Source organism: Pseudomonas sp. PH1b, from assembly GCF_000633395.1.
In the GTDB taxonomy this organism is placed as follows: domain Bacteria; phylum Pseudomonadota; class Gammaproteobacteria; order Pseudomonadales; family Pseudomonadaceae; genus Aquipseudomonas.
In genome coordinates, this window is sequence record NZ_AYMU01000009.1 from 109,884 (window position 1) to 122,433 (window position 12,550).

The window sequence follows — 12,550 nt, forward strand, 5'->3', positions numbered from 1 at the left end:
TTGATCTGGATCAAGCAACGTTGAAAGAGTAGTCCTAAATTCGCCGCGCAACTCTGTGGTTATTTGCCGCGTGACAGCTTGCCTCACCCTGTCAAAACCGGGCTTTTCCCGGACATTTCCGCCTTAATGCGCAGGATTGCCGCCACCTTGGTGTCCATCGCGAGCGGCGATGGCGGGCACCGCCAAGGACCCGGCAGGATTTCCCCGAAAACCGAGATAGATGCGCGGCTAACGAATTTTCCGCCGGCTGCAACCATTGGTTACATCTTGGTGATAATCTCGTTTCACTCCCCGCTCAGATTTGCCTCCAGATGCCCAGCCAAGACCCTCTGCTGCTCCGTCATCATCGTCCGTTCATCGCGTTCTGGCTGGCGCGGATCTTCACCGCCAGCGGTTTCCAGATGCTCACCGTGGCCATTGGCTGGAACCTCTATCAGCTCACCGGCAACGTGCTCGACCTGGGCCTGGTGGGGTTGGTGGAATTCGCCCCGCGGGTGCTGTTCATGCTGCACACCGGGCATGTGGCCGACCGCTACGACCGGCGCCGGGTGGCGGCCATCTGCCAGTCGCTGCAGGCCTTGATCGCCCTGGCCCTGGCCATCGGCAGCCTGACCGACAACGTCACCCGGGAAATGATCTTCATCCTGGCCTTCCTCCTCGGCGGCGCCCGCTCCTTCGAAATGCCCACCACCCAGGCCCTGTTGCCGAGCATCGTGCCCAGCGCGCTGTTTCCCCGGGCGGTGGCCGCCGCGCAATCGGCGCAACAGTCGGCGACCATCGTCGCCCCGGCCCTGGGCGGCTTGCTCTATGCCTTCGGCAGCGTCTGGGTCTACGGCCCCACGGTGGTTCTGTACCTGATCGCCTGCCTGCTGATGCTCAACCTGCCGGCTCGGCAGACCCCATTGAACAAGGGCAAGGCCACCCTCGACTCGCTGCTGGCGGGCATCCGCTTCATCCGCAGCCGCCCGGATATCCTCGGGGCCATTTCCCTGGACCTGTTCGCCGTGCTGCTGGGCGGTGCCACCGCGCTGTTGCCGGTGTTCGCCAAGGACATCCTGCTGACCGGGCCCTGGGGCCTGGGACTGTTGCGTTCGGCGCCGGCGGTGGGGGCCTTGCTAATGTCGCTGTGGCTGGCGCGTTTTAGCGTCGAGCGTAAGGTCGGGCGGGTGATGTTCACCGCGGTCGGGGTATTCGGCGTGGCCACCATCGCCTTCGGCCTCTCGACCTCGTTCTGGTTTTCCCTGGCGGTGCTAGTGGTGCTGGGAGCGGCGGACATGATCAGCATGGTGATCCGCGCCTCCTTCGTGCAGCTGGAAACCCCGGACGAAATGCGCGGCCGGGTCAGCGCGGTGAACGGCCTGTTCATCGGCGCCTCGAATCAGCTGGGGGAATTCGAATCCGGAGTCACCGCCCACTGGTTCGGCACGGTGCCGGCGGTGGTGCTGGGCGGGGTCGGCACGCTGCTGGTGACCGGGGTCTGGATCAAGCTGTTCCCGACCCTGGCCCAGCGGGACCGGATGATCGAGCGGGTCGAGCAATCCAAGGCCTGAAGCCGCGCCGGGCTGGCGCGGCCAGGTTCAAGCCTCAGTGGCTGGGCTGAGCTTCAGCAGCGGCTCGCCATTTCGCCGCCTCCAGCAGGTCGCAACCATCCTGGGTCAGGACATAGAGCACGTCGATGATGTGCGGGATGTCCTTCACATCGCCGTGGCTGAAGTTCAAGCAGCAGAGGGTTTCCAGCAGATTGGCAGCCGTGCGCATGCGTTGCTCGGCGGCTTCGTGCAGCGCCTCAGGGGAGGCATTGGCGTTGATAAAAAACACACCTGGCCGGCTTATGTTGGATTTAAGCGGCACATAGTGAGCAGCAGTTTCCGGGGTATTCATCATTAGATCCTTCTTTATGAATGACCGCCCCAATCGTGACCAAACGATGGGTGGCGGACTGTGCACAGGTTGGTCAACCGGGAAGAAGGCACCCGGCACACCCGAAGGTGTCCCGCGCACAGCCCACCATTAAGCGTGCGGACACGAAAAAGTGCCTGCAAACCAGGGTGGCGCGTGCGCCTTCTAATTTCGGGTGACCAAACCCGGCCGCTGAATTGGCAGCGACGGCGCGAACTATAGGGGTGATGGGACGGGCGGTGCAAGAAGCGGCTGGTTAGCCTTTGTTACCCGTTCACAAGCCCCGTGCCCGACTCCTTGCCGAACCGAGCTGCGACAGAGAAACGCCCCGTAGGGGGCCTCGTAACAGGTTGTTGATCATTCTCTGCAATACAAAACCGCTACGACACGTGTAAGGTATCGCCTTACACTCGCACCCCATGATCAAGTCCTTTCAGCACAAAGGCCTGCGCGCCTTCTATGAAACCGGATCGACTCGTGGAATACGGGCTGAGCATGCACGCCGGCTGGCCCGCCAGCTGTCGTTCATGGATCACGCCAGCGAACCGGCCGGGCTCGACCTGCCGGGCTGGCGGCTGCACCCGCTCAAGGGCGACCTGCACGGTTATTGGTCCCTGGTGGTGTCCGGCAACTGGCGAGTGATCTTTCGTTTCGTAGGTTCGGATATCGAACTGGTCGATTATCTGGACTACCACTGAACAGGAGGCAGGATCATGCCCATCCACAACCCGCCCCACCCCGGTGACACCCTGCGCCTGGATGTCTTGCCCGAACTGGGCATCAGCGTGACGGAGCTGGCGCGGCATATCGGCTACGCCCGCCCGCATCTGTCCAAGGTGTTGAACGGCCATGCGCCGATCCGTGCGGAACTGGCGGTCCGCCTGGAACGTGCCGGGATCGGCAAGGCCAAGGTCTGGCTGGCGGTGCAGGCCGATTACGACATCTGGCACACCGAGCAGGAACTGCAACCGCTGATCGAGCCCATCGCGGCCCATGTCGACTGAGCCCTAGACCAGCAACTCCGCCGCCACCTGGGCGCGCTTGGCGCGCCCGCACAGTGCCTCCACCAGGGCCAGGGCAAACGCCAGGGCGGCTCCGGAACCCTGGGCGGTGATGCAGTTGCCGTCCACCACCACCGGCTGGTCGACAAAGGTGCAGCCCAGCAGCTGATGGCTGGCGCTGGGCAGGCAGGTCATGCGCCTTTGGCGCAGCACGCCGAAGGCTTGCAAGGCCAGGGCGGGAGCTTCGGCGATGCCGGCGAACAGGCGCCCCGCTGCGGCCTGATCCTTGACCAGTTGCTGCAGCGGTTGATGGGCCGCCAGGTGCTGGGCGCCCACCGCGCCGCCAGGCAATACGATCAGGTCGAAGTTCTGGGCCAGCACATCCACCAGCATGGCGTCGGCAGTCAATCGGGTGCCCCGAGCGCAGGTGAGCATGCGCCGGCCTTCGACGCTGGCCGCTAGCACTTCGACTTCGGCACGGCGCAATACATCGATCAGGGTCACGCTTTGCAGGTCGTCGATGCCTTCGGCAAGGGTGACCAGGGCTCTGAAGGTCATGGGGATGACTCCGCGTGGAGGTCTTTAGAGCTTAGTCAGCTTTGCCGGCTGCCGTTCAGGGCGCCATCACTTGATATAGATCTGTGCGCCCAGGCTGTTGCCCGGGGCGTTGAGCGAAGTGTTGCGGAAGCTGAAGGTGCCCTCCTGCTTGCCCGCCAGGTCGAAGACATAGATATAGCCGACGGTAGTCCCCGAGTTGCCGCAGGGTACATAGCTGGAGCCGTCCTCGCACACCGGCGAGCGGGTACCATCGACCTCGAAACCGTCCAGGTTCACATGGGGCTCGCGGCCGTAGCCGATCTCCAGCACATAGACCTTGATGTTCGGGCCGTTGTGATCGCACTCGGTCCGTTCACGGCCGTCGGAAACATCCTCCAGGCCGCAGGAAGGTGACAACACCTTGAGAATCTCCACCCGGCTCAACGGCGCCGCCGAGCGCGCCATGGCCGGGGCCGCCAGCCAGCAGGCTGTTGCGCCGAGCAATGCCAGGGCTGTCATTTTCATTGTGCTGCGCATAAATCCCCCCTAAAACCAGGGCGCAGTATGCGCTACTTGCCAGCGGTGCAAAACATCGCCGACGATCGCAGCCATTGGCCCACGCTGCTGGTATGATGCGCGGCTTTTTCCGACCCAGAGCAAATCCGCAGGCACCTTATAAAGTCTGTGCTTTGCTGTTGGAGTCGATACATTCACGGCGCCCGGCGGCGCCACGGGGAGCAGACATGCTGGAAAGGCTGTTTCAACTCAAGGCACACAACACCAACGTGCGCACCGAGATTCTTGCGGGCGTGACCACCTTCCTGGCCATGGCCTACATCCTTTTCGTCAACCCGAGCATTCTCGGCGAGACGGGCATGGACAAGGGCGCGATCTTCGTTGCCACCTGTCTGGCGGCGGCCATCGGTTCCACCGTCATGGGCCTGATCGCCAACTACCCGATCGCCCTGGCGCCGGGCATGGGCCTGAACGCCTTCTTCACCTACACCGTGGTCCTGCACATGGGCCACACCTGGCAAGTGGCCCTGGGTGCGGTATTCATCTCGGCGGTGCTGTTTTTCATACTGTCGATCTTCAAGATCCGCGAATGGATCATCAACAGCATCCCCCTGCCCCTGCGCTCGGCGATTGCCGCCGGTATCGGCCTGTTCCTGGCGCTGATCGCCCTGCATAACGCCGAGATCGTGGTGGGCAACTCGTCGACCCTGGTAGGCCTGGGCGACCTGAGCAAACCGGCACCGATCCTCGCGGCCCTGGGCTTTGCCCTGATCGTCGCCCTGGAAGCCCTGAAAGTGCGCGGCGCGGTGCTGATCGGCATCCTCGCGGTGACCATCGTTTCCATCCTGCTGGGCGTCACCCCGTTCGGCGGCGTGACCTCGATGCCACCGTCCCTGGCCCCGACCTTCCTGCAACTGGACATCAAGGGCGCCCTGGATATCGGCCTGATCAGCGTGATCTTCGCCTTCCTGTTCGTCGACCTGTTCGACAACTCCGGCACCCTGATCGGCGTTGCCAAGCGCGCCGGGCTGATGGGCAAGGACGGCCACATGCCGAAAATGGGCCGGGCGCTGATCGCCGACAGCACCGCCGCCATGGCCGGTTCCCTGCTGGGCACCTCGACCACCACCAGCTACATCGAATCCGCGGCGGGCGTGAGCGCCGGCGGCCGCACCGGCCTGACCGCCATCGTGGTGGCGATCATGTTCCTGCTGGCGCTGTTCTTCTCGCCACTGGCGGCCAGCGTGCCGGCCTTCGCCACCGCACCGGCCCTGCTGTTCGTCGCCGTGCTGATGACCTCGGGCCTGGCGGAAATCGACTGGGAAGACATCACCGTCGCCGCTCCCGTGGTGGTCACCGCCCTGGCCATGCCGTTCACCTATTCCATCGCCAACGGCATCGCCTTCGGCTTCATCGCCTGGACCGTGATCAAGCTGCTGTCGGGCCGTGCCCGTGAGCTGAACGCGCCTCTGGTGATCCTGTCGATCCTGTTCGTGATCAAGCTCGGTTACCCCGCATGACTTTTGACGCCGCAAGCTACACCACCCAGCTGAATGACAAGGTCGCGCGCTTGCGTGACCTGCTGGCCCCCTTCGATGCGCCCGAGCCCCAGGTCTTCGACTCGCCCCTGCAGAACTTCCGCCTGCGAGCAGAGTTCCGCCTGTGGCGCGAAGCCGGTGAACGGCACTACGCGATGTTCTCCCAGGACGACAAGCGCACGCCGATCCTGATCGAAGAGTTCCCCATCGCCAGCCAGCGCATCAACCAGTTGATGCCCCAGCTCAAGGCCGCCTGGCAAGCCAGCGCGCCCCTGAGCCACAAGCTGTTCCAGGTGGAGTTCCTCACCACCCTGGCCGGCGACGCGATGATCACCCTGTGCTACCACCGCCCCCTGGACGAGCACTGGCACAAGGCCGCGAGCCAGCTGGCAGCCGACCTCAAGGTCAGCGTGATCGGCCGCTCCAAGGGCAAGCGCGAAGTCATCGGCCAGGACTACGTGGTGGAAAAACTCGACGTTGGCGGGCGTACCTTCAGCTACCGCCAGCCCGAAGGCGCCTTCACCCAGCCCAACGGCACGGTGAACCAGAAGATGCTCAACTGGGCCTATGAAGCCCTGGGCGAGCGCCAGGACGACCTGCTGGAGCTGTACTGCGGCAACGGCAACTTCACCCTGCCCCTGGCCACCCGGGTGCGCAAGGTGCTGGCCACCGAGATCAGCAAGACCTCGGTAAACGCCGCCTTGAGCAACCTCAGCGAAAACGCTGTGGATAACGTCACCCTGGTGCGTTTGTCGGCCGAAGAGCTGACCGAGGCCCTGAACGAAGTGCGGCCGTTCCGCCGCCTGCAGGGCGTTGACCTGAAGAGCTACGAGTTCGGCAGCGTGTTCGTCGACCCGCCGCGGGCCGGCATGGACCCGGACACCTGCGAACTGACCCGGCGCTTCGACAACATCCTGTACATCTCCTGCAACCCGGAGACCCTGGCGGCCAACATCGCCCAGTTGCACGACAGCCACCGCATCACCCGCTGCGCGCTGTTCGACCAGTTCCCCTGGACCCACCATATGGAATCCGGGGTTTTGCTGACCCGCCGCTGATTTGCCGTGCAATAGCCAACAGCCGTCCTCGTGACGGCTGTTTGCATTCTGCCGCCCTCCCCCTCCGTAGGAGCCGGCTTGCCGGCGAAGGGACCCTTGAGCCTTGCGCCAATCTGGCCGACGCCTTCGCTGGCAAGCCAGCTCCTACAAGGCCAAACCAGACGCTACGCCCTCCCCCGTAGGAGCCGGCTTGCCGGCGAAGGGGCCCTTGAGCCTTGCGCCAATCTGGCGGGCGCCTTCGCTGGCGAGCCAGCTCCTACAGGGCCAAACCAGACGCCACGCCCCTCTCCGTAGGAGCCGGCTTGCCGGCGAAGGGGCCCCTGAGCCTTGCGCCAATCTGGCCGACGCCCTCGCTGGCAAGCCAGCTCCTACAGGGCCAAACCCGACGCCACGCCCCCTCCGTAGGAGCCGGCTTGCCGGCGAAGGGGCCCCTGAGCCTTGCGCCAATCTGGCCGACGCCTTCGCTGGCAAGCCAGCTCCTACAGGGCCAAACCCGACGCCACGCCCCCTCCGTAGGAGCCGGCTTGCCGGCGAAGGGGCCCTTGAGCCTTGCGCCAATCTGGCGGGCGCTTTCGCTGGCAAGCCAGCTCCTACAGGGGGCGGTACGGCATTGGGGTTCAGCCCAGGGGGCGGAAGTAACCGGCCAGTTGCTGCAGGTCCTGTTCGTTGAGCAGGCCGGCGTAGTACTTGAGCTGAATCCGCGCCAACAGGTAGGCATGCCGGGCATCCGCCAGGTCGCGGCGGGCGGTGAACAGTTGTTGTTCGGCGTCCAGCACGTCCAGGTTGACCCGCTCGCCGCCGTGCACGCTTTTCTGGGTCGCGGTCACCAGGGCCTCGGCGGAGCTGACGGCCATTTCATAAGCCCGGACCTTGGCCGCGGCACTGGTGTTGAGGTTGAACTGCTTGCGCAGTTCGTTGAGGGTGGTGGCGGTCTTGGCGTCCAGTTCGAACTGGGCCTGGGACAACTGGCTGGCCGCCTGGCGGGTCGAGGCCGATACCGAGCCACCGGCAAACAGCGGCAGGCTGACCTGGATGCCCACGGTGTTGGTGTCGTACTTCTGGTTGTAGGAGCTTTCCGAATCGGAACTGGTCTGCCGGCTGCTGGCGTACAAACTCACCTTGGGCAGGTGCCCGGCGCGCTTGCGCTCCACTTCGTACTCCGCCACTCGCAGTGCCTGCTGCTGGGACGCCAGGTCCGGGTTGTTGGCCATGGCCAGGTCGCGCCAGCTGTCGAAGCGGTTGGGCAGCAGCGGCTGGATCTGGAACTGCCGGGTCAGCGGGTCCAGTTCGTCGATCTGCAACGGTTCGCCGACTATGGCTTGCAGCTCGCGCAGGGCGGCATCCTGCTGGTCCTGGGCCTCGATCTCCTGCGCCAGGGCCAGGCTCAGCCGAGCCTGGGTCTCCAGCACATCGGTGCGGGTGCCCTCGCCGCCCTTGAGCAGGCGTTGGTTGAGCTGCAAGCGTTCGGCGTAGGCACGCTTCTGCGCCCGGCTCAGTTCGATGCGCTCCTCGGCCAGCAACGCCTGGCTGTAGGCACTGAGCAGGCGCACCGCCAGTTCCTGGCTCTTGCCGCGAAAGCGTTCGTCGGAAAACAGCGCCTGGGCCGAGCCCTGGCGGTAGCGCGCATAGGCTTCGTAGTCCAGCAGTGGTTGCTGCAAGGTCAGGGTCGAGGCGTAGCTGCGGTAGTCCCGATCATTGGTGACATCACCACGAACGGTCTCCTGGGTCACTTCGGACTGGTTGCGCGAATTGTTGTAGCTCCAGGACAGGTTGGGCAGCAGCCCGGCACGGCCGATGGCGCGGTTCTCTTCCCCGGCATCGCGTTCCTTGATCGCCGCCTGGAAGGTCGGGTCATTGCGCAAGGCCAGGTCATAGGCATCGAGCAAGCCCAGGGCCTGGACCGACGGGCTGCCCAACAGGCACAGCAGGGGCAGGTAGCACCAGGCTCGAATCATTCTTCCACCAACGCCATGTGAGTCCGGTCCAGCAGGGGCTTGAACAGGTAATTGAGCATCGAGCGTTCGCCGGTACGGACAAAGGCTTCCACCGGCATCCCCGGGCGGATCTGCAAGCCCTGCAACTGCTGCATGCCCTGGGCGCTGACCGTGGCGCGCAAGGTGTAGTAAGGCTCCTCGGTGCGCTCGTCCACCTGCCGGTCGGCGGACACCAGGGTCACCTCCCCCGGCACCCTGGGCGTGGTGCTCTGGTTGAAGGCCGAGAACATCAGCTCCACCGGCAGCCCCGGGTGCACCTTGTCCACCAGTTGCACCGGCACCCGCGCCTCCACCAGCAGCGGTTCGTCCTGGGGCACGATATCCATCAGCGGCTGGCCCGGCTTGATCACCCCACCTTCGGTGTAGACCTCCAGCCCCACCACCACCCCGGCAGCCGGGGCGCGCACCTGGCTGTTGGCCAGTTCGAACTCGGCGGACGCCAGGCGATTGCGCAGGTCTTCGGTACGGATCCGGGTATCGGCCAACTGGCTGCGCAGGTCTTTCTGGAAATCCTCGGTGGACTGGCGGATGCGCAGGCGCAGTTCGAGGATCTGCCGCTGCAACTGGCCAATGCGGCCGAAGTCCTCGGCGATCGAGCCGTCGATCTGCGCGTACAGGCGCTCGCTGTCCAGCAGCCGGTTACGCGGGATGTAGCCGTCCCGCGCCAGTTCCCGCAGGCCTTGCAGCTGTTCGTTCAAGGCACTGCGCTGTTGCCGCTTGCTGGCCTGGGAATCCCGAGTACCGCGCAACTGCGCCTCGGAGCCGGCGATGGTCTCGGCGATCCCCTGTTGCTCCATGCTCAGAGCCTGGCGCCGGCTGCTGAACAGTTGCCGCTGCAGGGCCAGGCTGGCGGCCACGTCCGGCTCGCTGGCCAGGGCCTGGAGCTGCGGGTCGAAGACGATATCGCTGGCGCCATCGCGCTCGGCATTCAGCCGCGCTTCGCTGGCCAGGGAACCCAGGTACTGGCTGCGCAGGGATTGCATCTGGGTGCGCAGCGGCGTCTCGTTGAGGCGCAGCAGCACCTGCCCGGCGCTGACCCGGTCACCTTCCTTGACCTCGATCCGCTCGACGATGCCGCCGCTCTGATGCTGCACGGTCTTGCGATGGCCCGAGACCATGACCTTGCCCGACACCGCCACGCCCTTGTCCAGTGGCGCCAGGGCGGCCCAGCCGATGAACCCGGCAAAGCCCCCTAGCACCAGGATCCAGCCCAGCCGTGAATACTTCCTGTCGTCCAGGGACAGCACATTGCTGGCGGCCGGCCCGGTGACCGGCGCCGCAGGGGCTGTGGATAAACTCGCCTTCATGCTTTTTTCCCTTCGCCGCCGGCCACGCCCAGGCGGTAGTTCATGTTCAGACTGGTTACCGGGTTGCTCGCCGGATTGCTCATCGGTACAGCCGGCGGCGGCGCGGCCTTGGCTTTCTGGTTCGCTTCCAGCACCCGCGCCGTCGGGCCGTAGGCCTGCAACTGGCCGTCGCGCAGGATCATCAACTGGTCGGTCAGGGTCAGCACGTTGGGCTTGTGGGTGATCAGCACCAGGGTCCGCTGCCGTTGCTTGAGCTGGCTGATGGCCTGCAACAAAGCCTGCTCACCGGCCTCATCGAGGTTGGAGTTGGGCTCGTCGAGGACGATCAGCGCCGGCAGGCCGTACAGCGCCCGGGCCAGGCCGATGCGCTGGCGCTGGCCACCGGACAACCCGGCACCGCCCTCGCCAAGGCGCGTGTCATAGCCCTGGGGCAGTTGCAGGATCAGCTCATGCACCCCGGCCATTTGCGCGGCCTGCAGCACTTGATCCGAATCCAGTTGGCCAAACCGCGCGATGTTCTCGGCGATGCTGCCGGCGAACAGCTGGATATCCTGGGGCAGGTAGCCGATATGCGGGCCCAGTTGCTGCTTGTCCCACTGGGCCAGGTCGGCGCCATCCAGGCGCACCTTTCCCGTCAGGGGCGTCCAGGCACCCACCAGCAGCCGGGCCAGGGTCGACTTGCCACAACCGGAAGGGCCGATCACCCCCAGCACCTGGCCGGCCTCCAGGGTGAAACCCAGATTGCTCAGGGCCGGGCGCCGGCTGCCCGGAGCGCAGGCGCTCAGTTGCTCGACGCTCAACTTGCCCTTGGGCGTCGGCAGGCTCATGCGCGCCGGACGCGGCGGGTTGGCTTGCAACAGCTCCGACAGGCGCTCGTAAGCCAAACGCGCCGAGCTCCATTGCTTCCATACCGCAATCAACTGGTCGATGGGGCTGAGCACCCGGCCCATGAGGATCGAGCCGGCGATCATCATCCCCGGGGTGATCTGGCCTTGCACCGCCAGCCAGGCGCCCAGGCCCAGGACCAGGGACTGCAAGGCCATGCGCACGCCCTTGGACCAGGCGCTGATGGTGGCGGTCTTTTCGCTGGCCAGGTTCTGCTGGGCCAGAAAGCCCTGGTGGCCGACAAACCAGCGCTCGCGCAGGGCGCCGAGCATGCCCATGGCTTCGATCGCATCGGCATTGCGCAGGTTGGCCGTGGCCTGCTGGCTGGTGATGATCGACAACTGGCTGGCCTGGGCCAGCGGCGCCTGGCAGATGTGCTGGTTGATCCAGGCCAGCACCACCAGCAGCACGGCGCCGGCCAGGGCCAGCAGGCCGAGCCAGGGGTGAAAGAGGAAGATCACCAGCAGGTAGACCGGAAACCAGGGCGCATCGAAGAACGCGAACAGGGCGTTGCCGGTGGCGAACTGGCGCAGCGCGGTGAGGTCGTTCAAGGCCTGGCCGGCGGCCTGGGGGCTGCCCTTGAGCTGGGCTTCGAAGGCGGCGTCATACACTCGCTGGTTCAGGCGCATGTCCATCTGCGTACCGAGGTGGATCACCACCTGGCTGCGCACCCATTCCAACGCGCCCATCAGGCCGAACAGGCCGAGGATCATCAGCGTCAGCATCAGCAGGGTCATCTGATTGCCCGAGGCCAGCACCCGGTCGTAGACCTGCAGCATGTACAGGGCCGGGGCCAGCATCAGCAGGTTGATCACCGCCGAGAACAGGCCAATGTTGAAGAAGCCGCCCTTGTAGGCCGTCAAGGCCGCCAGCGTCTCGGAAGCGGCAAGTGGATTCGGCCTGCTCATCAAGGTGTCCTGTGGAGAGTTTAGGGATACAGGGCCTTCCGCTCAGGCAGAGCGGAATGACAAGAGGCGCGCCCGATGCGTTGACAGGCACCACGGCGCTCCCCAGAATTTGCCACCGCCGCCGCCCTGGCCTTCGAAAACTCGGGCGACGGAGGTGAGTCAAGCGAACGAATGGAAGAGCAATCTTTCATTCGTTTTTTTATGCCTCAAGCAGCCATTCAGGCGGCCAGCGCCCAGTCCTGGGCCACGTCCTGCACACCCACCAGGCCGACATCGGCAGCGGCTGCGGCAGCCGGGTTGACGTGGGCAACGCCGGCAGCAGCCAGGTCGTCGAAGGTGGAGTTCACCGACAGGCTTGGGTCGATGGCCTTGAGCAGGGCATCGATCTCGCCGGCCAGGGCCGAGCTGTCGCCGCTCATCAGGCCGTAAACCACCTTGTGCACTTCACCCGCGCGGCCTTCGTCTTTCAGGCTGTTGAGGCCCAGGTTGGTGAAGCTGACTTCCTGGCTGACCAGGTTGTAGTTGCTGCCCGAACCGCCAGCGAGGGTGTCGCCCAGGGAGATCGTGTCCACCGAGCCCCACAGGGTGTGGCTCGGGTTGCTGAACAGGGTGTAGTGCAGGTTGCCGTCGGCGACGAAGGCGGCGTCGCTGGCGGTGCTCTTGATCGCGTACTGGGTGCCGTCGAACGGGCCCGGGTTGAAGCCACCGGTGTTGGTGCCATCAACCACTTGGCCTGGGCGGTGGTTGACGTCGCCGAAGTAGGCCGACCAGTCAGTCAGGTATTGCGCAACAGTATTACCGCCGTAGGTAGCGCTGTAAGAGATCGAAATGCTCATGCAAAACTCCAATACATTAGGGGGGTCATGTCCGCAGCACGCCAGTGCCTGCTGCGGTTTTGCCCATCAAT

12 protein-coding genes are annotated in these 12,550 nt (G+C 65.0%); 5 read left to right on the forward strand and 7 right to left on the reverse strand.

What is annotated here, in order from left to right; genetic code table 11:
• Window positions 1-311 precede the first annotated feature (311 nt).
• Entirely contained in the window at window positions 312-1,550 is a 1,239-nt protein-coding gene (locus U873_RS0116035; RefSeq protein WP_025129223.1) for an MFS transporter, read from the forward strand.
• Between the two features lie 34 nt (window positions 1,551-1,584).
• Here the strand turns inward: U873_RS0116035 and U873_RS0116040 are convergent, their stop codons facing one another.
• Complete coding sequence (locus tag U873_RS0116040) at window positions 1,585-1,881, reverse strand: hypothetical protein (RefSeq protein ID WP_019096028.1); 297 nt, start codon at window positions 1,879-1,881, stop codon at window positions 1,585-1,587.
• Window positions 1,882-2,318: 437 nt separating this feature from the next.
• Between U873_RS0116040 and U873_RS0116045 the strand changes: the two genes are divergently transcribed.
• Window positions 2,319-2,597: a type II toxin-antitoxin system RelE/ParE family toxin gene (locus U873_RS0116045; protein WP_025129224.1), complete on the forward strand. Its 279-nt coding sequence runs from the start codon at window positions 2,319-2,321 to the stop codon at window positions 2,595-2,597.
• 15 nt (window positions 2,598-2,612) lie between these two features.
• Complete coding sequence (locus U873_RS0116050; protein ID WP_025129225.1) at window positions 2,613-2,903, forward strand: HigA family addiction module antitoxin; 291 nt, start codon at window positions 2,613-2,615, stop codon at window positions 2,901-2,903.
• 3 nt (window positions 2,904-2,906) lie between these two features.
• Here U873_RS0116050 and U873_RS0116055 read toward each other — a convergent pair whose 3' ends face one another.
• Window positions 2,907-3,458 (reverse strand): DJ-1 family glyoxalase III, encoded by a 552-nt coding sequence (locus tag U873_RS0116055; RefSeq protein ID WP_025129226.1) that lies wholly within the window; start codon window positions 3,456-3,458, stop codon window positions 2,907-2,909.
• A gap of 66 nt (window positions 3,459-3,524) precedes the next feature.
• Complete coding sequence (locus U873_RS0116060; protein WP_025129227.1) at window positions 3,525-3,974, reverse strand: DUF4879 domain-containing protein; 450 nt, start codon at window positions 3,972-3,974, stop codon at window positions 3,525-3,527.
• A gap of 206 nt (window positions 3,975-4,180) precedes the next feature.
• On the opposite strand from U873_RS0116060, the gene U873_RS0116065 reads away from it, so the two are divergent.
• Window positions 4,181-5,473 carry an NCS2 family permease gene (locus tag U873_RS0116065; protein WP_025129228.1) on the forward strand — a complete coding sequence of 431 codons (1,293 nt, stop codon included), beginning with the start codon at window positions 4,181-4,183 and terminating at the stop codon, window positions 5,471-5,473.
• The gene (gene trmA, locus U873_RS0116070) at window positions 5,470-6,549 is read left to right on the forward strand and encodes a tRNA (uridine(54)-C5)-methyltransferase TrmA (protein WP_025129229.1); all 1,080 of its coding nucleotides are present in this window, start codon (window positions 5,470-5,472) and stop codon (window positions 6,547-6,549) included. Before U873_RS0116065 ends, trmA begins: the two co-directional genes overlap by 4 nt.
• 617 nt (window positions 6,550-7,166) lie before the next feature.
• Here the strand turns inward: trmA and U873_RS0116075 are convergent.
• The 4 genes from U873_RS0116075 to U873_RS0116090 form a co-directional block, all read right to left on the reverse strand.
• Window positions 7,167-8,504, reverse strand: a complete 1,338-nt coding sequence (locus U873_RS0116075; RefSeq protein ID WP_025129230.1) for a TolC family outer membrane protein — start codon at window positions 8,502-8,504, stop codon at window positions 7,167-7,169.
• Window positions 8,501-9,850: an HlyD family type I secretion periplasmic adaptor subunit gene (locus U873_RS0116080; RefSeq protein WP_025129231.1), complete on the reverse strand. Its 1,350-nt coding sequence runs from the start codon at window positions 9,848-9,850 to the stop codon at window positions 8,501-8,503. The genes U873_RS0116075 and U873_RS0116080 overlap by 4 nt, the downstream gene beginning before the upstream one ends.
• Window positions 9,847-11,643: a type I secretion system permease/ATPase gene (locus U873_RS0116085; RefSeq protein ID WP_025129232.1), complete on the reverse strand. Its 1,797-nt coding sequence runs from the start codon at window positions 11,641-11,643 to the stop codon at window positions 9,847-9,849. Before U873_RS0116085 ends, U873_RS0116080 begins: the two co-directional genes overlap by 4 nt.
• Before the next feature lie 218 nt (window positions 11,644-11,861).
• Window positions 11,862-12,479, reverse strand: coding sequence for a heme acquisition protein HasA (locus U873_RS0116090; RefSeq protein ID WP_025129233.1), 618 nt, complete (start codon window positions 12,477-12,479; stop codon window positions 11,862-11,864).
• Window positions 12,480-12,550: the final 71 nt, after the last annotated feature.

What these genes read in the sequence shown, in the direction of transcription:
- U873_RS0116035 (WP_025129223.1), top strand. Translation starts at nt 312, where the DNA reads ATGCCCAGCCAAGACCCTCTGCTGCTCCGTCATCATCGTCCGTTCATC.
- U873_RS0116040 (WP_019096028.1), bottom strand. Translation starts at nt 1,881, where the DNA reads ATGAATACCCCGGAAACTGCTGCTCACTATGTGCCGCTTAAATCCAAC.
- U873_RS0116045 (WP_025129224.1), top strand. Translation starts at nt 2,319, where the DNA reads ATGATCAAGTCCTTTCAGCACAAAGGCCTGCGCGCCTTCTATGAAACC.
- U873_RS0116050 (WP_025129225.1), top strand. Translation starts at nt 2,613, where the DNA reads ATGCCCATCCACAACCCGCCCCACCCCGGTGACACCCTGCGCCTGGAT.
- U873_RS0116055 (WP_025129226.1), bottom strand. Translation starts at nt 3,458, where the DNA reads ATGACCTTCAGAGCCCTGGTCACCCTTGCCGAAGGCATCGACGACCTG.
- U873_RS0116060 (WP_025129227.1), bottom strand. Translation starts at nt 3,974, where the DNA reads ATGCGCAGCACAATGAAAATGACAGCCCTGGCATTGCTCGGCGCAACA.
- U873_RS0116065 (WP_025129228.1), top strand. Translation starts at nt 4,181, where the DNA reads ATGCTGGAAAGGCTGTTTCAACTCAAGGCACACAACACCAACGTGCGC.
- trmA (WP_025129229.1), top strand. Translation starts at nt 5,470, where the DNA reads ATGACTTTTGACGCCGCAAGCTACACCACCCAGCTGAATGACAAGGTC.
- U873_RS0116075 (WP_025129230.1), bottom strand. Translation starts at nt 8,504, where the DNA reads ATGATTCGAGCCTGGTGCTACCTGCCCCTGCTGTGCCTGTTGGGCAGC.
- U873_RS0116080 (WP_025129231.1), bottom strand. Translation starts at nt 9,850, where the DNA reads ATGAAGGCGAGTTTATCCACAGCCCCTGCGGCGCCGGTCACCGGGCCG.
- U873_RS0116085 (WP_025129232.1), bottom strand. Translation starts at nt 11,643, where the DNA reads ATGAGCAGGCCGAATCCACTTGCCGCTTCCGAGACGCTGGCGGCCTTG.
- U873_RS0116090 (WP_025129233.1), bottom strand. Translation starts at nt 12,479, where the DNA reads ATGAGCATTTCGATCTCTTACAGCGCTACCTACGGCGGTAATACTGTT.